This window comes from Rhodococcus sp. 5A-K4, assembly GCF_046097995.1.
Taxonomy (GTDB): Bacteria; Actinomycetota; Actinomycetes; order Mycobacteriales; family Mycobacteriaceae; genus Rhodococcus_F; species Rhodococcus_F erythropolis.
Genome location: NZ_JBJURM010000003.1, coordinates 244,617 through 264,161 on the forward strand (window position 1 = coordinate 244,617; position 19,545 = coordinate 264,161).

19 protein-coding genes are annotated in these 19,545 nt (G+C 61.3%); 16 read left to right on the top strand and 3 right to left on the bottom strand.

Annotated elements, in window-relative coordinates; genetic code table 11:
* Positions 1-381: 381 nt before the first annotated feature.
* The 9 genes from ACKAMS_RS05775 (at position 382) to ACKAMS_RS05815 (ending at position 8,591) form a co-directional block, all read left to right on the top strand.
* Positions 382-1,323, top strand: a complete 942-nt coding sequence (locus tag ACKAMS_RS05775) for an Ig-like domain-containing protein (protein ID WP_257209792.1) — start codon at positions 382-384, stop codon at positions 1,321-1,323.
* Positions 1,324-1,541: 218 nt separating this feature from the next.
* The gene (locus tag ACKAMS_RS05780) at positions 1,542-2,042 is read left to right on the top strand and encodes an alternate-type signal peptide domain-containing protein (protein ID WP_020970703.1); all 501 of its coding nucleotides are present in this window, start codon (positions 1,542-1,544) and stop codon (positions 2,040-2,042) included.
* Positions 2,043-2,064: 22 nt separating this feature from the next.
* On the top strand, positions 2,065-2,607 hold the full coding sequence (locus tag ACKAMS_RS05785) for a hypothetical protein (RefSeq protein WP_408988735.1): 543 nt from the start codon (positions 2,065-2,067) through the stop codon (positions 2,605-2,607).
* Positions 2,604-3,344 carry a signal peptidase I gene (locus ACKAMS_RS05790; protein ID WP_019745194.1) on the top strand — a complete coding sequence of 247 codons (741 nt, stop codon included), beginning with the start codon at positions 2,604-2,606 and terminating at the stop codon, positions 3,342-3,344. The genes ACKAMS_RS05785 and ACKAMS_RS05790 overlap by 4 nt, the downstream gene beginning before the upstream one ends.
* A gap of 9 nt (positions 3,345-3,353) precedes the next feature.
* On the top strand, positions 3,354-3,959 hold the full coding sequence (locus tag ACKAMS_RS05795; protein ID WP_021345457.1) for a SipW-dependent-type signal peptide-containing protein: 606 nt from the start codon (positions 3,354-3,356) through the stop codon (positions 3,957-3,959).
* 8 nt (positions 3,960-3,967) lie between these two features.
* A complete protein-coding gene (locus ACKAMS_RS05800) occupies positions 3,968-4,567 on the top strand; it encodes a signal peptidase I (RefSeq protein ID WP_046380050.1) in 600 nt (199 codons plus the stop codon).
* 1 nt (position 4,568) lies between these two features.
* Positions 4,569-5,627 carry a hypothetical protein gene (locus ACKAMS_RS05805; RefSeq protein ID WP_256921993.1) on the top strand — a complete coding sequence of 353 codons (1,059 nt, stop codon included), beginning with the start codon at positions 4,569-4,571 and terminating at the stop codon, positions 5,625-5,627.
* Between the two features lie 295 nt (positions 5,628-5,922).
* Positions 5,923-7,206 (top strand): hypothetical protein, encoded by a 1,284-nt coding sequence (locus tag ACKAMS_RS05810; RefSeq protein ID WP_408988736.1) that lies wholly within the window; start codon positions 5,923-5,925, stop codon positions 7,204-7,206.
* On the top strand, positions 7,206-8,591 hold the full coding sequence (locus tag ACKAMS_RS05815; RefSeq protein ID WP_370627621.1) for a lipase family protein: 1,386 nt from the start codon (positions 7,206-7,208) through the stop codon (positions 8,589-8,591). Before ACKAMS_RS05810 ends, ACKAMS_RS05815 begins: the two co-directional genes overlap by 1 nt.
* Before the next feature lie 6 nt (positions 8,592-8,597).
* Here the strand turns inward: ACKAMS_RS05815 and ACKAMS_RS05820 are convergent, their stop codons facing one another.
* On the bottom strand, positions 8,598-9,821 hold the full coding sequence (locus tag ACKAMS_RS05820) for a cytochrome P450 (protein ID WP_042952863.1): 1,224 nt from the start codon (positions 9,819-9,821) through the stop codon (positions 8,598-8,600).
* Positions 9,822-10,006: 185 nt separating this feature from the next.
* Between ACKAMS_RS05820 and ACKAMS_RS05825 the strand changes: the two genes are divergently transcribed.
* Entirely contained in the window at positions 10,007-10,561 is a 555-nt protein-coding gene (locus ACKAMS_RS05825) for a TetR/AcrR family transcriptional regulator (protein ID WP_151531366.1), read from the top strand.
* Positions 10,562-10,571: 10 nt separating this feature from the next.
* On the opposite strand, the gene ACKAMS_RS05830 is transcribed toward ACKAMS_RS05825, so the two are convergent.
* Complete coding sequence (locus ACKAMS_RS05830) at positions 10,572-11,525, bottom strand: TauD/TfdA family dioxygenase (RefSeq protein ID WP_019745186.1); 954 nt, start codon at positions 11,523-11,525, stop codon at positions 10,572-10,574.
* Positions 11,526-11,709: 184 nt separating this feature from the next.
* Between ACKAMS_RS05830 and ACKAMS_RS05835 the strand changes: the two genes are divergently transcribed.
* Positions 11,710-13,155 (top strand): aldehyde dehydrogenase, encoded by a 1,446-nt coding sequence (locus ACKAMS_RS05835; protein ID WP_408988737.1) that lies wholly within the window; start codon positions 11,710-11,712, stop codon positions 13,153-13,155.
* A gap of 64 nt (positions 13,156-13,219) precedes the next feature.
* Here the strand turns inward: ACKAMS_RS05835 and ACKAMS_RS05840 are convergent, their stop codons facing one another.
* On the bottom strand, positions 13,220-14,377 hold the full coding sequence (locus ACKAMS_RS05840) for an acyl-CoA dehydrogenase family protein (RefSeq protein WP_408988738.1): 1,158 nt from the start codon (positions 14,375-14,377) through the stop codon (positions 13,220-13,222).
* Positions 14,378-14,596: 219 nt separating this feature from the next.
* On the opposite strand from ACKAMS_RS05840, the gene ACKAMS_RS05845 reads away from it, so the two are divergent.
* From ACKAMS_RS05845 to ACKAMS_RS05865, 5 genes are all read left to right on the top strand, one after another.
* A complete protein-coding gene (locus tag ACKAMS_RS05845; protein WP_408988739.1) occupies positions 14,597-15,745 on the top strand; it encodes a TetR/AcrR family transcriptional regulator in 1,149 nt (382 codons plus the stop codon).
* Between the two features lie 111 nt (positions 15,746-15,856).
* The gene (locus ACKAMS_RS05850) at positions 15,857-16,984 is read left to right on the top strand and encodes an acyl-CoA dehydrogenase family protein (RefSeq protein ID WP_408988740.1); all 1,128 of its coding nucleotides are present in this window, start codon (positions 15,857-15,859) and stop codon (positions 16,982-16,984) included.
* Positions 16,981-18,051, top strand: a complete 1,071-nt coding sequence (locus ACKAMS_RS05855) for an acyl-CoA dehydrogenase (RefSeq protein ID WP_020909014.1) — start codon at positions 16,981-16,983, stop codon at positions 18,049-18,051. The genes ACKAMS_RS05850 and ACKAMS_RS05855 overlap by 4 nt, the downstream gene beginning before the upstream one ends.
* Entirely contained in the window at positions 18,048-18,815 is a 768-nt protein-coding gene (locus tag ACKAMS_RS05860) for an enoyl-CoA hydratase/isomerase family protein (protein WP_070386426.1), read from the top strand. The genes ACKAMS_RS05855 and ACKAMS_RS05860 overlap by 4 nt, the downstream gene beginning before the upstream one ends.
* Before the next feature lie 28 nt (positions 18,816-18,843).
* Entirely contained in the window at positions 18,844-19,491 is a 648-nt protein-coding gene (locus ACKAMS_RS05865; RefSeq protein ID WP_019745179.1) for a GntR family transcriptional regulator, read from the top strand.
* Positions 19,492-19,545: the final 54 nt, after the last annotated feature.

A 19,545-nucleotide genomic window follows, 5' to 3' on the forward strand; every position in this document is an offset into this window, starting at 1 on the left:
ACATACCAAGAGTATGTAGAACGTGTTCTCGTAACGAGCGGAACGAATCGCCCCTTCGGCACCAAAAGGTTTTTCGGGAACAAGTTACGAAGCGCAGCTAACTGTTTCCAACAGTACTGGTCAGCGCGCATAATTCACCCGCATGGAGTGTTCGAATTCCTCCTGAACGTTTGACCAGTAAAACCGCCACAAAAGCTGATACGTGTGATAAAAATTGATCCGAAGCGGAGCAGTAGCTATGTATGAGCGAGGGCATGCACAGCGTCACGGTTCGGCTCGCAAGCCTTCTGCAACATGTTCGGCACCGATGGCGGATGTACCTGGATCTGTCGTCTTACCACCCCAATGCCCGGCAACGGGACAGACGAAATGAGTCTTCACATGCCTCGATTTTTCCCGGTCGGGGACGGACGCGAATCCCGTCTCCCCCGGCGCGCCACTGCTGTGTTGGCGGCGCTGCCGGCTGCAGTGCTCCTCGCGACCTCGGGTGCGCTGCTTGCTCCCGGTACCGCCGTGGCTGCCCCGGGCGACGACATCACTGACCAGTGCCTGGAGATGTCCCAGAACGGTGGACCGTGGGTCAAGCCGCCAGCCTTCGGGCCCGATGGAACCGACTACATCCCGATTCCCGGAGATGAGGGCACGCAGATGGCCTTCGACGTCCGCAATGTCTGCGACCTTCCCGCTACGCTCACACTCTTCAGCGAGGGCTGGTCCGTCTCGGGCGGCGGCACCGCGACAGTGCGGGGCAAAATCGGCAGCCAGGTCGGCCAGCAATTCGTGATCGGACCGGATGCGAATTCCGCGACTCGGATCGAGTTGGTGAAGACGCCTCTCGCGCAGAACGTCAACGTGATGGTCGGTTTCATGATTGGTATCCCGGCCAGCGAAGTCCTGCAGGGATACGAGATCAACCCCGGCTGGGGTCTGGTTCTGGTGGAGGGCGAGCCTGCTGTGGTCGCCCCCAGTGCTCCGACCGACTTGTCTCTGGGCGCCGCCGAGGTAGAGGCGGGTACACCCGTCAAGGTCTCCGGCAAGGCAGAGCCGAACAGCACCGTCACTGTCACCGGAGGGGGTGCCACCTGCACCGCCACCGCGGATGCGAGTGGGGACTTCAGCTGCAACTTGACTATCACCACACCCGGCAGTCATCCGATCACCGCCACTGCGACAAATGCGGGTGGGACCAGCCCCGCCTCCGCGGGAGTCACGGTCAAGGTCACGGCGAAAACTACCGATCCGGGTGGCAGCAGCAGCGGTTCGCTCGGCAGTAGCACCGGTTCGCTCGGAAGCCTGGATCTCTTCGGAAGCCTCGGCGGATAACCACTCCGGCCCAACCGGCCACTTAGAACTCGCGATGCGCGGGGCGATCTCGACCATCTCCGCGCATCGCCGGCCTTCTCGGTCACCGAATTCAATTCGGCGGCTTCATTTCCCATGCCCCTTCCTGGGGCTGTTTCACCGGAGTGCACATCCGCACGGCCCGGGCTCAACCAAGCGCGTCGGATGTCCCGCCGCGAACTGCACAGGAGGAATACCAGATGAACAAGACCACAAAGGGTGCGATCGCCGCAGGTGCGGCTGCTGTTCTGCTCGCAGGCGGTGCGGGCACCATGGCCGCGTGGAATGCATCGACCGGCACTGGCGGAAGCCAGACAGTAGGCGCGGGCTCGATGACGATCAGCGAAGCGGCGGGCTCCGGTGTGTGGAAGCTCGGCGGGAATGCATTCAACCCGACCACCGACAAAATCGTCCCCGGTGACGTCCTCACCTACACCGCGACGTACAACTACAACCTCGTCGGCACCAACCTCAAGGCCACGCTCACACCGACCGTCGGCGGTATTTCCGGGGCTCTCGCGAGCAAGCTGGAGGTCGCGACTGCCGGTGGCCAGAACGCGAGCGTCACCGCGGGCACCGGCACGCGGGATATCACCACCACGATCACGTTCAAGCCAGCCACCACCGACACGGACGGTGCGGGCGAGGCCGCCACGCTGTCCGGAGCCTCGGTCACCCTCGAGCAGACGCTCACCCCGTAATTCGAGACCAGAAGAAGGTCACGTGAAGACCCAATACAAATGGGCGATCGCAGCGTCGTCGGTTCTGCTCATCGGGTTCGTCTCGGTGCAGCAGACCGGCGCGCTGTGGCGCGATACCGCAGAATCGACCGGCGGCACTATTCAGGCAGGCATGCTCGATATCTCTGCCGGCGGTGAAGGGGTCAAGCAGTTCAACCTCGATGGGTTCAAGTTGGACAACAAGGGCCCGGGCGACAGCATTCAGATGCCCTTGCCGGTGATCAACTCCGGCAATGTGCAGATGAACTACATGCTTTCCGATGTTGTACTCAACGGCGCCACCCCACCGCCGCTGAGCCTGCGCGTGGCCAAGGTAGCCAACGAGGCGGCCTGCACCGCCACTGGTGACGTGGGCACTGAGCTCTACAACGGTGCCATGGACGGTGCGGCCTTTTCGGAGCAGCTGGTTCCGGCCGGGCAGATGCAGGTGTTGTGCCTGCGGGCCACGCTGGGCCAGGGCGCGGCAGCGAGCCAACAGTCCAACGCGACGTTCACCTTCGACGCAAGCTCAGTGAGCCAGTCATGACCGTCACCGCGAGAAGCCGGCGCGCGGGCGAACGTGCCGAGTATCGACCCCGGCACAGCGCACACGTGGAAACATCTGAGCGGCAACATGATCCCGAACAAGACTCAGGAGAGAAGACCACCCTCTGGTGGTGGACTCGCACCATCGTCTCGTGGGTGCTGTTGCTGTTGATGATCGGCGTTCTCGCGGTGATGGTCGTTATCCCTCGACTCACCGGCTCCACCGCGTACACGGTTCTCACCGGCTCGATGGAACCCACCATGCCCCCTGGCACGCTCATAGTGGTCAAGCCGACTCCCAACGAGGATCTGACCACCGGGGACGTGATCACGTTCCAGCCCGTCTCCGGCGATCCAGCGGTGGTCACCCACCGCATCGAGGGCATCTACTACACCGGGGAAGGGGAGCGTCGCATCCACACTCGCGGCGACAACAACCCCGTCGCCGACTCGTGGTCGCTGGTGCCCGAGCAGATCCGTGGTCGGGTCATCTACTCGGTGCCGTATCTGGGCCGGGTGAACTCGGTGATCAACGGGCAATCGCGTTCGATTCTCACGACGGGAGTGGCTGCGGGCCTGGCTGTATATGCCGTGTGGATGGTCGTCAGTGGCATCCGCGACAAGCGGGGCAAGGCCGATGACGACGAAAGTGGCACCGACCCGACTCTTTCCGGCCCTGAACTCGGCGCGCCGGTATTGCCCGCCGATCCATCGGCACCAAACTCCGAATCGAAATAGGACAGCAGAATGTCTACAGAACAGAAATCGGGCGGCGGCGCGCGTCTCGGGGCGCGGATGCGAAGCCGTCTGGGCGAGACCGGTTGGATACGTACCCGGGCCGTGCTCTCTCTCGGCATGGTCCTGGGCCTCGGAGCGGTCGGCACGATGGCGGCGTGGTCCGACAGCGCTACCGCGACCACCGGCATGTTCAGCACTTCGTCGGTCCAGCTGAAAGTCGACAACCAGCGGCCCGCACACCAATTCACCGAACTCAAGCGCAACAGCATGCTGCCAGGCCAGAGTGAGGCCGGGGCATTGACGGTTCAGAACACCGGAACGGCCAACTTCCAGTGGGCAGTATCGGCAACGGCCACCGGCTCGTCCGCGCTGATCGGGAAGCTCAAGGTTTCTCTACATCAGAGCGGTGCCAACGACGGCAGTACCTGTTCAGGACCGATCATCGGGACGCAGCAAGCGTTCTCCGGCAACCCGACACTCGTCTCCGGCAGATCACTCGCTGCCGGTGTTTCGGAGCAGGTGTGTATCAAGGTGACCGTCGATTCGACCGCAGGTCAGACGGAGCAGTTCAAGATCGCCGATCTGGGCTTCAACTTCACCGCAACGGGGCAGTGATCATCGCGATGGACAGCACCGATGAGGAGGTGACCGTGGGACGCAGTCGCGGCAAGGAAATTGCCCTGAATGTGGCTGCGGTCGCCGGGCTCATCTGCATAATCGCCACTCTCGCGTCCCTGATATTCGGGATCAAACCACTGGTGTTCCGCTCGGGTTCGATGGAACCTGCAATCTCCACCGGTGCGCTGGCGCTGGCGAAGACCGTGCCTGCAACTGAACTCGCTGTCGGCGACGTGATCAGCGTCGACAACGACCAAGGCGTGCGCATCACCCACCGCGTGGTCGAACTCGAATCGGCAGGAGCGGACACCGTGCTCGCCACGCTCAAGGGCGATGCCAACAATGTGGCTGATCGGCTGCCGTACACCATCACCGAGGCGGACCGCGTGTTCACCAGTGTCGGTGGGCTCGGCTATGTCGTTGCTTGGCTTTCCAGTCCGCTCGCAACTTTCCTCGGTGGCGGATTGGTAGGCGCGGTGCTGGTCATCGCATTTGGACGAACTAAAGACCGGCGTCTGGAGAATGCCCGCGCCGCCACTACAAATGACGCCCGCGTCGATGCTGACGAAACCTGCGGGGAGCTTCAGGAGGCTCATAATGATTGAAATGCGTCGGGCTAGCACCCGCATGAAGTCGCTGCGGTCGTTGATCGCCATCGGCGGCGCTGCTGCAATGGCTTTCGGCCTGGCTCAGACCACCGGGACGTTGGCCAATCCAACTGACGCGGTCAATTCGACTGGCGCACAGGTGGCGACGGGCAACTTTTATCCGACGCCGTTGACCTCGACTGTGAACTGCTCGACGTCGGGAGGAGCAGACCTATTGGGACGTAGAGCAAACCTGAGCTGGCCCGCGGTTCCAGGTGTCACGGGGTACAAGGTGGTTTTCGTGAGGAAATCCGATCCGAGCTACATCGTTCGAACGGATAATCTGTCGGCGAGCCAAACGTCGATCAGTGGAATTACCCATGGCAGTCGCAATGTGATGTGGGCGCGGGTGTACACCGTGAACGGGCCGGCAATCTCATCTGGTTTCATGTCGTCTGTCGAGATAACCCATAAGGACCTCGTAAGTAACAGGACCGAATGCGAGGGTAATCGTGGTCCGCAATTGGCTAACCAGGCCTGGGAAAATACCAACACCTGGGATCCGACGACACCGGCACCCAACGGGGCGAACCCTCTGAGCAGGATGCAGGCCGAAGCGATGGTGCCGAACGAGCCGGATGCGTTGGAGACGACCACTACCCAAGCTCCGTCCACGAGCGAGACCGTCGATCCGACAACGTCCACCGAGCCGACCAGCACAACCGAGGCCACGACCACGACGGCACCGAGCACGACAACTCCGGCCCCGACCACCCCGGAAACCACGTCGCCGGAGACCACTCCCTCGGCGGATCCGAAGCCGGTTCTCACGGACACAGTCGAGAGTGGCGGCCTCACCGGCGGCTGGACTGCGGGTGGCAACAAGGTTGCAGTGGTCGACGCCGACGGCAACGAACTCGCAAGTGGCCGTGTCGAATCGGGTTCCACTCTGCACTGGTACGACGGCCAGTTGTGGATTGTCGGGGCAACCGAGGTCTACCGCATCATGGAGTCGCCGCAGGACGGCACGTGGAAGTTCTACAAGGACAGCGGGCAGAACATGCCTGACTTCGGGTAGCGGCTGATCACTCGATATCTCGTCTGTGCCCCCGAGTCTGCGGACCCGGGGGCACAGGCGTGGATCCGCATGCTCTGATCGTGTCGGGCAACAGGTAACCGGCCGGTCGCCCGCTGGTGAGGTTTCGGCGATTCGGGAACGGGATAAGCAACTGCAGGTGGCAACGACGTGTAGAAGTGCCAAGAGTGCTCGTACGGAATTGGTATTTCTTCAGGTCTCGAGCTATCTTACTGCAAAGTAAGTTTGGTGTCGGCAATCGATCGGGGCGATTGCCGACCTGAGTACGAGGACCGATATGCGGTTAAACCTGGGGGCCGTAGTTCGGCGACGTCGTTGGGCGCGCGACGTATTGGCAGCCACGGCGGCATGTGCGCTGGCGATGTCCGCGTTGCTGTCGGTCCAGACATCAGCCTCGGCGTCCGAACTAGACGAGTACGTGAATTTGCCTTTGGTGAATCGGAATGCCGAACACGGTCCGGGCGGTGTCCATCCCGCGTTGCCGACTGATCTCGGCACCTTGCAAGCCCTTGTGGAAGAAGCCCGCGCCAGTGGTCGCAGTCCGGAATCCTATGCGGCCTTGCTGTTTCAGTATCGATTGGTCGCTGCCACGGAAGCCGCCGGAATCGATCTCTCATCGTGGAATCCGCGCGCCGGAGTGTCGGCTAATCGCACGAACCTGGTGAAGTCGTACCGCTACTACGAGGATCTGCAACTCGGTCACCCGGAATTGCAGTGGGCGGGCATGGGCGGACAGGTAGGCGCGGATTTCGGCGGGGGACTGATCGACTTCGAACTGATGGCGGACGTGTACTCGTTTCCGAATCTCCAGCAGGTTGCCAATTCGATAGTTTCTCAGTTCACGGATCAGGTTGGCGTGCAAGCGCTGAACCAATTGCCGGCAGGGCTGCGCGCACTCGCGGCGGTGGGCAGGAACGTCACGGCGGACGACTTGGATTATGCGCTGGGGATGATCCTGGTGATGCAGAAGAACATCTTCTCGGATCTGATGCCGATGCATCAGGCGTACGTGGATGAAGGGCTTCCCGCACTGGAGGAAATGCAGAGTGCCGGACTATTCGGCAAGGATGTCATGGACGCCTGGCGTGATGTCGCGTCCGGCGATCCGGATCGAATTGCACTGGGGAACGCGGCGCTGCTCCAGCGTGAGCAAGGGGTGATCATCCGCGACCAGTGGGATACCGTGCGCGCCTACAAAGGTGATGTGGGAGAAGCGATCACCTACGCATCGACCGTTGCCGGCTCGCCCTCGGTCGCCGGCGTGGTCCCGCCTCGCTCGTTCCGGCCCCTCGAGTTCACGACGACACTTGCCGACGGACGCACCGCGAACGTGACGATGCCACTGCCGGATTGGAACTGGTCGGTGTACGAGGACCGGTGGGACTACATCACCTCACAGCTATTGCCGAAGTACCGAGCGATGGTCGAAGAAGATTGGCCACGGCTCGTAGCCACATTGAGTGTTCCCTACGAAATTCAATTGGAGAGCCACCGCCCGATGATGACCCTCCCACAAACTCTCGAATCGGCCCTCTCCAGTTTGAAAGTGACGGTTCAGTGATGTCGTCGGCGACATTCCGAAGGTTGGCGCCGCTGGTAGCGCTGACCGTTGCGCTGGTCCTGCCAGCAACGGCTGGAGCTGAGGTGCCGGACAGTGATGCCCCGAAAGACGTGCAAACTCCTGTATCCGAGGAGTTTCGGACCGACACCCCAACTCTGGGAGAGGTATTCAACGGGTTCACCGTCGGTGCTCTCAGTTCAGGGGAGTTCGCATCCGAAGAGGAGATCTTCACTGCACTCACCGCCGATGATCCGTTTTACGACGAGCCGGTGTTGACCGGCGCCGAGCGTCCCGGTGATCTCCTGAAGTCGAAGAAGGTGGATGTACTGTTCACCGGATACAAACCGGGACAGCTCGACGCCTACAAGATCATGTATGTCACAACCGGAATCGACGGCTCGACGCCGGTAGTGAGCACTGGAATCATGATGATCCCGATCGACGGAACGCCGGCGTCGGAGAAGAAGATCATCAGCTATCAGGAGGCCAACGACAGCGTCGGCGGCTACTGTCATCCGAGTTCACACTGGACCGGCGGCGATCCGCTGGACGGCGCCTCCTGGTCGGCCTTGGGTCCACTGGCGCTGATGTTCGGAAAAGGCTATGCCGTAGTGATTTCCGACGTCGGGAACAACGGAGACCGTGATCCCCACGGTGTCTTCGCGGGTAAGTTCGCCGGGCACGCCCAGTTGGATGCAGTGCGCGCAGCATTTCAGCTGCAGGATTCCGAGCTGAATCCGGAGGCGGAGATTGCGTTGTTCGGAATCGCTGGTGGTGGAGTCGGTTCGGCATTCGCCGCAGAATCTGCGCAGTCCTACGCGCCGGAACTCGATATCGTCTCGACAGTCCTCGAGGGCATGGTGATCAAGCCCCGAACATTCATGGAGACAACAGATTCCTCGGTCGGCGCGGGCTTCGGATTTGCGACGCTCCTCGGTCTCGAACCGTGGTATCCCGAGATGAAGTTGAACGACAAGCTCAATCCCGTGGGCCGAGTGATTGCCGACGTGTACCGGGGTGAGTGCCAGATGCCGGCGTACTTCACGCTTCCGTTCGTACCGTTGGCAAGCCTTTTCGCGCCGGGAATCGATCCGATCACAGAACCCAGCTTCCAGCGTGCGTACGACGACAACGTATTGGGCCACGGCGCTCCGGCGTCGAAGGTATTGATAACTTCGTGCGCAAAGGACGACTCCCCGATGTCACTTGTACCGGCAGCTGATGCGCGAGAACTGGCGGACACGTACAGAAGCCGAGGGACGGACGTGAGCTATCAGCCCACCGACTGCAGTATGGATCGCGCAGTCGCGGATCCATACGGTTGGGGGACAGACCTGTTCGGAATGCAGACAATCGATTGGATTGCCCACAATTTCGACAACTGAGTGAAACTATCCGGTGACAGCGAGACGCAAACTCTGATGGCGGCGTACGAACATGCTGGGGACCCAACGTGGCGGGAATTCGGAATCGACTGTGACATGCGAACTGTTTTCGAGAAGTACACCGATGGCGGTCTTTGCTTCCAGTCTGGCCAGCGCGGCCCCGACACAGAAATGTGCTCCCTTGCCGAAGGCGAAATGCGCTCGGAGATTGGCCCGGTCGAGGTTCATCGCGTGTGGCTCGGCGAACGACTCCGGGTCGCGGTTCGCCGAGCCCCACAGCAGTATGAGATGACTGCCGGCGGGGAGCGCCACCCCGCCGAGTGTTGTGTCCGCATTGACATGTCGGTGGTGTCCGCGAAAAGGCGACTCGAGTCTGAGCGTCTCCTCCAGGAATGCGCTCACGAGTAGAGGGTCCTCGCGCAGCTGCGTCTGTATCTCGGGGCGCTCGGCGAGTAGCCGTGCAGAGTTGGCGATCAGTCCGGCGGTTGATTCGCCACCCGCACCGACGAGTTGCACCAGCATCAGCACGGCCACGTCTTCGCTGAGTTCGCCTGCGTCACAGCAGTGGACGAGGTCTCCGAGTAGATCGTCGACCGGGTTTGTCCGCGCCTCACGAAACTTGCCGTAGAGGTACCCGGTGAGCTCGGCCGCCGAGGTGACGACGTCTGTCAACCGTTCCGCCGTCACGATGCCGCTGAGAAGTTCGGTGCTGTCGTAAGACCACGCCAGCAATTGGGGGACGTCGTGTGCCGGCAGGCCGATCAGTGTGGCAACCATCTGCAGCGGCAGTGTGTCCGCTACCGACGTGACCCATTCGATCTGTCGACCGTCGAAGCCGTTGTCCCACAACTGCTGCGTGTACTCGAGCATCGTCGGCTCGAGTGCTCGTATGCGTTTGGCGACCAGTGTCGGCAGGACAAGTTTGCGCTGGTGCTGATGGTCGGGCTCGTCGGCAGTCGCGAGAACGTGAACAGCTTTCCCGCCGCTGTCCATATCGAAGGTCACGGCCGAACCGTCCGGTGTACGGACCAGCACCCCGGTGAGGTTGGAGGAGAAGTCCTCCGTACGGGAAACGGCTTCGGTGACCAGTTCCCACGTCGACACCAGATAGAAGTCGGTATCGGGAATTCGGTACACGGGGTGCTCGCGCCGGAGTACGTCGTAGAGCGGGTACGGGTCGTCGATGTTCGAGAGGAGGAAGGGGTTGATGTCGAGCGTCGATGGTGTCACGAAGGGAAGATTTCACGGTCAGGAAGGAGAAGTCAACAGGTAGAAAATGCCTCTGAACTGGCATTTTGTGAAAATCTCACGCACATTCTGACTTCTCTGCTTCTCCCAGGTCAGAGGCTCTCCGCCTTCCCCCACGGAGAGATTTCTGATTAAATCTGTCTCAGAGTGAGACGAGGTGACGGAGAGTGACCGGTGCGAACCAGCGCCACGCCGCCGATTGGTTGGCCGGCGGTAACCGCCGTGAACTCGCAACCGAGCGCATCTTCGCGGCTGCAGCAGAGCTGATTCGAGAACAGGGATTCGATCGGTTCAATGCCGACGACGTCGCTTCCCGCGCAGGCTGTTCGCGGGCGACGCTCTACCGCTACGTGGGTGGCAAGTCCGCGATCCGTGAGGGGCTGTTGTCGCGAGGTGCGGCGTCCGTGGCGAGCCAGGTTGCGGCTGCCGTCGAATCACTGCGTGGCGACCAGCGGATCGTGGAGTCGATCCTCGTCGCCGTCGACGCGATCAGAGCCGACGCCGCCATGAGCCATGGCCTTGCGGCGGCGCGGGCCAACGGTATCGACGAGTATCTCGTGTCTTCTCCGTTGCTGCCGCGTACTGCGCTCGAACTTGCTGGATTGGATCCCGAAGGTCAACAGTCGCAGTGGGTGGTTCGGATCGTGTTGATGCTGTTGGCGTGGCCTCTTGCAGACAGGGCCGCCGAACGACGGATGGTCGAGTCGTTCGTCAGCTCCTGAGGCTGCCGCGTCAGCGAGTGCCCACGGGTCTGTCGCCGACTATCGAGATTCGATCCATCACTCTGCGGGCGGGGAAGTAGTCGCTGGCCGCGTAGTGCTGACAAGTTCGGTTGTCCCAGAATGCAATCGTATTCGTCCGCCACTTGAGTCGTACTTGGAACTCGGGACGATGTACGTGTCGGTAGAGCAGGGTGAGTAGCTCGTCGGACTCGGCTTCGGACACCCCGACGATCCTCTGGGTGAAGCTGAGATTGACGAAGAGAACCTTTCGGCCGGTCTCGGGAATCACTCTCACCACCGGATGTCGAACCGCCGGGAACTGTGGACGCAACTTCGCCACCGTCGACGGATCCATGTGCTTGCCGAACGAATTGATCCAATCATGCTCGGCAACAAGCTGGTCGATGCGTTCTTTGATGCCCTCTGGGAGTAGCTCGTATGCCGCTCCGGTATCGGCCCACAAGGTATCGCCTCCGACCGGGGGTACCTCGACTGCGCGCAATACCGCTGCGAACGAGGGGAATTCGTGCCAACTGACGTCGTTGTGCCAGTTGTTCTCGACCCCGCCGGTCATCGCATCTTTTGCAAGTGTGACTATGTCGGCTTCGCTTTGACCGGGTTGGGTGTACTTGAAAAACGGATGCTGTTCCAGTGAGCCCCATCGACTCGCGAAATCTCGGTGTTCGCTGCGATCGATAGTTTGATCGCGGAAGAAGAGTACTTTCCATTCGAGTAGCGCTCGGCGAAGTTCCGACATCGTCTCATCCGAGAGTTGGCCACTCAGTTGGATTCCCGAGATTTCTGCACCGATGGTAGGCGTCGTCGGAGTGAGTGTGAAACGTGTGTACGGCAACACTTCGAATCCCTCCGCGGTGCGAGAGGCCACGAGCGGCCCGTAGGCGGCGAGGGGATCGGTTGCTACCGGATAGATCTGTCCGCTCACGAATGCCGTCATGTCCGTCATCCTTACTCGTTCGGGTGGGGTCTTACGCCACGGTAAGGCAATATCCTTAAATGTGTCAAGGGTGAGCGAAAAGCATGGTTGCATTATTGAGAATTAACTTTATGATCTGAATCAGATGGTCTGCGGCAGATTCGATGGTTCGAAACACTGATCCGTTGAACACTAATCCTAGGAGTGGACGAGCATGGAAACACGTGTCGAGTACACGGAACTATTCATCGGCGGTGAATGGGTGACGCCGTCCGGTAGTGGAGTCATCGAGGTGATGTCGCCGCACACGGAGCGCGTGATCGGTTCGGTCCCAGCGGCGTCGACGGCGGACGTCGACCACGCAGTGGAGATCGCGAGGGCGGCATTCGATTCCGGGGAGTGGACACAGACACCTCTTGCTGATCGCATCGCGGTCGTCACTCGCATCAAGGACGCGATCCTCGCCAGGAGTGAGGAATTCGCAGCGCTGATCTCGCGGCAGAACGGTGCTCCGGCCAGTTCAGCGATGCGCACCCAGGTGTTGGGAGCCGTTGCGGCCTACGGCGCGGCGTGTGCCGTTGCGGCGCAGTTCCCGTTCGACGAGTCGCGTGCGGGCGTCGGCGGCCCGATGTTGATCCGTCACGAACCGGTGGGTGTGGTGGCCGCAATCGTTCCGTGGAACGTGCCACAGTTGGTGATCGCTGCGAAACTTGCTCCGGCACTCTTGAGTGGATGCGCGGTGATCTTGAAACCGGCTCCGGAGACACCGCTCGATTCGAACTTGCTGGCCGAGATCTGTTCACAGGCAGGGCTTCCAAAGGGAGTGCTGACCGTCTTGCCTGCCGAACGAGACGTGAGCGCTTATCTGGTTGCCCACCCCGGAATCGACAAGGTGGCCTTCACCGGTTCGGTGGCAGCAGGTAAGGCGATCATGACCGCTGCGGCGGCGAATCTCACGCGGGTAACCCTCGAACTCGGTGGCAAGTCGGCTGCGATAGTCCTCGAAGACGCAGATGTCGATCAGGCGCTGCCCAATATCTTGGCCGGATCGTTCGCCAACAGCGGTCAAGCCTGCGTCGCGCTGACGCGTATTTTGTTGCCCGTCAGCAGGTATGACGAGATCGCGGAGAAGTTCGCTGCCGCAGTCGCGGCGATGAAGGTCGGCGATCCTACCGATCCGGCGACTGTGATCGGCCCGATGACAAGTGCGGCGCAGCAGCGACGAGTGCTCGACTATGTCGGAATCGGCGAGGCAGAGGGTGCGAAGATCTTGACGGGAGGGTCTGTTCCGGAGGGGCTTTCGACGGGCTGGTACGTCGAACCCACGGTCTTCGGCAACGTCGACAACTCCATGCGGATTGCTCGCGAGGAAATCTTCGGGCCGGTCGTCTGTTTGATTCCTTTCGAAGACGAAGCCCACGCAATCGCGATTGCCAACGATTCCGATCTAGGACTCTCCGGAGCGGTCTGGACCGCGGACACTGAGCACGGCGTCGAGGTGGCACGGCAGATTCGCACCGGCACCTTCTCGGTCAACTGCCAACGATTCGACGTCGTTGGTCCCTTCGGCGGTTACAAGAATTCGGGAGTGGGGCGCGAATTCGGCCCGGAAGGTCTGGCGGCGTACCTCGAAGCCAAGAGCATCTTCCTCCCTGCTTGATCAGGCGAAATCACAAAGATTCAGCCCCACTTCGACTGTCGAGGTGGGGCCGAATCAGCTTGAGTCAAATGCCAATGTCCTTGGCGATGATCGTCTTCATCACTTCACTCGAACCCGCATAGATTCGGTTGACCCGTGTGTCCGCATACAGACGAGAGATCGGGTACTCACGCATGTAGCCGTATCCGCCGTGTAGTTGCAGGCACTTGTCGATGACTCGGCCGGCCATTTCAGTACAGAAGAGCTTGATCCTCGCGGCGTCCGCGACGGTCAGCTCGCGGATCTCGTCCAGATCGAGTGCTCGGTCGACCGCAGCTTGCGCGGCCGCGACTTCAGCCGAGCATTCTGCCAAGACGAATTTCGTGTTCTGGAACTGAGCCACGGGGGTGCCGAAGACCTCGCGCTCCTTGACGTATGCGGTCGCGAACTCGATTGCTGCGCTCGCATTCGCGTAAGACCCCACGGCGGCGCCGAGTCGTTCCCGAACGAGATTTCGGGTGAGGTAGCCGAACCCGGCACCTTCCTCGCCGAGGAGGTTCTCGATCGGCACGCGGACATCGGTGAACGACAGTTCTGCGGTGTCCTGCGCTCGCAGCCCCAACTTCTCGAGCTTGCGACCGACGCTGAAGCCTTCCGACGTGGTGTCGACGCAGAGAATCGACAGACCAGAGCGGCGGTCCGCATCGCCTGCAGGACTGGTGCGGGCGACCACGAGAATCAAGTCGGCCTGCACTCCGCCCGTGATGAACGTCTTGGATCCGTTGAGCACGTAGTGGCTGCCGTCACCGGACAGTTTCGCAGTTGTCTTGATCCCGGCAAGGTCGGAACCGGCGCCCGGTTCCGTCATCGCGATGGCGGTCATCAGTTCACCGGAGAGGAAACCGGGAAGCCACCGCGCTTTCTGTTCGTCGTTGCCGTACTCGACCAGATAGGGAAGGACGAGGCACGTGTGGACGACGTCGGCGCCGAAAGTGACCCCTGCCCGTGCGGTCTCCTCACGGATCACTGCTTGATACTTGAAGCTCGTCTCGCCGCCGCCGCCATAGTCCTCGGGTAGCTCGATTCCGAATACTCCGAGGTCACCCAACTGCCGATACAGTGACCGGGGAACCATGCCGGCTTCCTCCCATTCTGCGAAGTGTGGGACGACCTCACGGGCGATGAACGTCCGAATCATGTGACGGAACGTATCGTGATCGCTGTTGTAGACGGTTCGTTGCACGTGATTCTCCTTGGGCTCGGTACCCTGAAGTCAGGTGTCCGGTTCTGAGGTGAGGTAAGGTTCTCTAACCAGATGTTGAGAGAAAATTGCGGAATGAGCTGTTGTTTTCCGGCAATAAGTGAATAATAACTCATAGACGTGTGTTTGACGATGCAACACTGGTTGTTCGGAATTCCGGTTTGTTCGGAAATTCCGGTTGTCGCGAAGGAGAGAGTTAGGATGGTCGTACGTCGGCCCCACGACCGCAAGCAGCAGATACTTGCTGCTGCTGGTGAACTTTTCCGTGAGCACGGCTATCACAACGTGTCCGTTGCGCAAGTGGCTGCGGCAGTTGGAATCACGGCGCCTGCCCTGTATCGGCACTTCAAGAACAAGCCGGATCTTCTCTACGCCGCGGTCAACGCGGGCATCGAATCGCTCTACGACCGGGTCGCCGGGTCCGAGGATCTGAAATCGATGATCGCCGAGCTTGCGGCTTCGGTATCTCGTCGTCGAGGGCTCTCGCTGCTGTGGCAACGCGAAGCCCGCTACCTACCCGACGAGCAACGGGAAGAAATGCGCGCGACGCTCAAGAGTGCCGCCGCACGCGATGCTGCGCTGATCCGAACGGAACGCCCCGAGCTCGACGAGGAAGACAGCTATCTACTCGCCTGGGCTCTCATCGCTGTCTTCAACAGTGTGTCCTCGCATCGGGTGTCCCTGCCGAGACGTCAGATGGAACTGCTGCTGGCGGAGTTGGCGGAGCGGGCGGTGCATACGGAACTCGGCCACTCCGAGGTGAAGGTGGAGACGCCGACCGGTCACGTTCCGTTGGCGATGCCCAGGCGTGAACTCTTGTTGACCGAAGCAATTCGTCTGTTCGACGAGCGTGGGTACCAGGCGGTCAACACCGAGGACATCGGTGAGGCTGCCGGAACTACGGGCCCCAATGTGTACAACCACTTCGATGCCAAGATCGACCTTCTGATCGCGGCGGTTTCGCGAGGTGGTGAGCGGCGGCGGATCGGTGTTGCGCAGGCGCTCGCTGCCGCATCGGGACCGGAGGATGCGTTGTCCGGATTGCTTGCGGCACATATTGATTTCGCGATCAACGAGCGTCATCTGATCGGACTGTTGATCAGTGAACTCGACCAATTGCCGGACAAGTTCCGCCGCACGTGCGAACAGAATCAGCGTGAGTACGTCGCGTTGTGGGTCAAGATGCTCGACGACGTTCGTCCGGGGCTCGAACCCGCGACGGCCAGAATAACCGTCAATGCCGCATTGACCGTTGTGGAAAACGCGGTGCGTATCGGCCGGCTACGTCGTCGTGACGACCTGCCTGAGCGCCTGTTCGAGATCGGCTCCGCAGTTCTGCTGGGCGGCTAGTCGAGAGAGTAGCCGGGTGCTGTTGGCGGACAGTCACATTCAAGATGGTATACATTTTTGTATATGTTTCTTGAGAACCTAGTCGATGAATTCAACTGATCGGAGACGTCCATGCGTTTCGACGCAACAGAACTGACGATCGAGGAACTCGAACTTCAGGCAGAAGTGCGGGAGTACCTCGACGAGCGGCTCACCCCCGGTAGCTACCCGCTCGGACTCGGGATGTCCGGGGCAGTGGATCCGGAGTTCTCGCGAGATCTCGGTAGCCGTGGCTGGCTCGGAATGTCTCTGCCGAAGGAATACGGCGGGGGCGGGCGGTCGGCAGTGGATCGATTGGTCGTCGTGGAAGAACTTCTCGCGCGGGGAGCGCCGGTCGGCTATCACTGGATCGGAGACAGACAGTCGGGTCCGAGCATCGCAGCCAACGGCACGGAAGAACAGAAGCGGTACTTCCTGCCAGGTATCGCGAGCGGTGAGTTCTCGTTCTCGATCGGAATGAGTGAACCCGACTCGGGTTCGGACCTGGCATCGGTAAGAACTCGCGCCGAATGTGTCGAGGGCGGATGGAAAGTCAACGGAACCAAGATCTGGACCACCGGTGCCTTCCACGCCACACACATACTCGCCCTGCTTCGAACCTCGGCAGACAAGCACAACGGACTCACTCAGCTGATCGTCGATCGCGACAGCGATGGCCTGACCGTCTCACCCATTCCGTTCATCGACGGAAGCGAGGACTTCTGCGAGGTGTCGTTCCAGAACGTTTTCGTGCCGGACTCGCGCCGCCTCGGCGACGTCGGAGCGGGCTGGGGACAAAACACCGGTGAACTCGCACTCGAGCGAGGTGGCGTCGACCGTTGGATGTCGCTGATGCCGGTCCTCGAGAACTGGGCAGCCAACCAGGCGGCGCAGGGCGGCCCCGCGGCCTTGGCCGATCTGGGCTCGATTGCCGCGCGCTGCTGGGCTTTTCGTGGGATGTCGCTGTCCATTGCACGAATGGTCGACGCGGGTCGCTCGCCGGTCACGGAGGCCGCGCTGATCAAGGAAATGGCAACACGCTTCGAACAGGACTGTGTTGCCACCGTGGCACGGCACCTCGGCCGGGCTCCGGACCTTGCATCCGACGACCCGTACGAGTCACTACTCGCCCGGGCTGTGCTGGTGGCACCGTCGTGGTCGATTCGCGGTGGCACCAACGAAATTCTCCGCACCGTGATCGTGAAAGGGTTGAACCGATGAATTCGGGGTCAGAGATCAACGCGTACACATTCGACGCCGACCTCGAAGCGATGGTCGAGCAATTCTTCGCCGAGAAGTCCGGCACCGAAGTGGTGGCGCAGGCCGAGATCGACGGTCTTCCCAGCGAACTTTGGAACGCAGCAGTGGAACTGGGGTTGCCGCTGGTCGGTCTTCCCGAATCTGTTGGTGGTTCCGGTGGCTCGCTCCTCGACGCCGTGACTGTGCAGCGCGCTGCTGCGAGGCACGCTGCGCCGTTGCCTCTCGCCGAGACTTACCTCGCGGGCAGGCTGGCAGCAGCGGCCGGGCTACCGGTGCCCTCCGGAATCGCAACCGTCGCCCCGGGATCGCAGCGCGACGATGCGCGTCGGATCGGCGACGGCCACGTATCGGGAACCTTTCACGATGTGCCATGGGGGAGCGCAGCATCAGTGCTGGCGGCAGTTCTCGGTGATCGAGTTGTACTTCTGGACATCTCCGATGCCGAGATCGGGTCCGGGACGGATTTCGCAGGGCAACCGCGTCAGAGTCTGACGTTCACCGAAGCGCGCACCGTCGACGGTGACAACCCGGTCGATGCCCGGATTCTCAGTAGACTCGGTGCCTTCTTGCGCTCGGTACAGATGGCAGGAGCCATGGAGTCGGTGTCGACGTTGACCCGTCGCTACGTTTCGGAGCGGGTGCAGTTCGGCAGGCCGATTGCGCAGTTCCAAGCCGTCCAGCAGCACATCGTCACCCTCGCACAGATGGCATCGATGTCCACACTGGCCGTGGATCGCACGGCGCACGCGCTCACCCGTCGCGACGCCGACTTCGAAGTGTGTGCAACCAAATTGGTGGTTTCGCAGAATGCGCTCGCGAGCGTGCGCGCCGCCCACCAGGCACACGGTGCGATCGGCATGACCCGCGAATACCGCTTGCAACAACTCACCCGACGACTGCATGCCTGGCGATCGGAGTTCGGCGACGACATCGCGCTTGCAACGCAACTCGGAAGTGCTGTCGCGACGAGGCCCTCCCTGCCGCGCTTGATCACCGACCCACAACCGACCTTGGAGCTGAAGTCATGACCGATGCCGTGCACGTGGAAATCGACGGACACGTCGGAACCATCGAGTTCTCACGCCCGCCCGCCAACTACTTCGATCAGGAGATTCTGCAGCAGATCGCCGATGCGGCAGCCGGTCTCGTCAACGGTGGAGACATTCGCGCGATAGTTCTCGCCTCGGCGGGCAAACACTTCTGTGCCGGCGCGAACTTCGGTGAGGGTGGACTGGGGCCCGATCGCGCCGACACGGTGCGCGCGATCTACACCGAGGCGTTGCGGCTGTTCGAGATTCCGGTTCCCGTGATTGCGGCAGTGCAGGGATCCGCGGTGGGCGGTGGTCTCGGCCTCGCCTGCGCCGCGGACTTCCGCATCGCCGGGCCGTCGACACGGTTGCACGCGAACTTCGCTGCGTTGGGGTTCCACCAGGGATTCGGCCTCAGCGTCACCTTGCCCCGAATCGTCTCGATGCAGTCTGCAGCGGATCTGCTGTACACGGCGCGGCGGCTGACGGGCGTACAGGCGCACGAACTCGGTTTGGTGGACCGATTGGCCGAAGATGCGAACATTCGGCAAGAGGCACTGGCGTACGCCCACGAAATTGCCTCGAGTGCACCGTTGGCCGTCCGCTCCATGAAGGCGACGTTGCGCGCGGGGCTACGGGACGAGGTTGCCACTGTTCTCGAGCGCGAGTTGGCGGAGCAGGTTGTTCTGTGGGGGACCGAGGACTGCGTCGCCGGCATCGAGGCCAACCTCGCACGAGTGCAACCGCAGTTCAACGCGAGGTGAAGTCGACGCGACCACTATCGTATCCACCGTGAAGGAACCAACCGGTGCGCAACGCTGCCTGCAACAGATCCGGCAGATGATCGTCTCGGGTGAGCTGCTGCCTGGACAGAAAGTCCACCAAAGCGAGCTCGCCGAGCGGTTGAACGTCAGCCGAATTCCGGTCCGTGAGGCACTTTCGACCTTGCAGGCAGAGGGCGTCCTCGAACACAAGTCCAACACTGGGTACACCGTCGCCAGATTCAGCAGCGAAGATCTTTCCGAGCTCTACCTGATGCGGCGTCTGCTCGAAACGGAGATCCTGGCGTCGATCGATCTCGGTGGCGTCGATGTCGCCGAGTTGGAACGAATCCAGGAGCAGGTCGACCAGGCGGAACCGAGCGAGCAGGGTCCAGAGTTTCAGGAAGCCAACCGTGAGTTCCACTTTCGTCTGTTCTCGTACTCGCCCCTGCAGCGTGTGCTGCAGGAAGTGGATCGGCTCTGGTACATGTCGGACTTCTATCGTGCCCTGTACATCCACGAGCCGTCGTCGCGTCGGAAGGTTTCCGAGGACCACGGCCGGATTCTCCAGGCCGTTCGCGATCAAGATTCGGCCGAACTGATCCGGGCGAGCGACGAACATCGATCTGCTACAGAAGATCTGGTCGTACGAAGGCTGGGTCGCAGTCGACCTCGCTGAGCGAGGACGAAGAGCAAACAGGTGCGCGGTATCCTTCCGGTTCTCGGATACCGC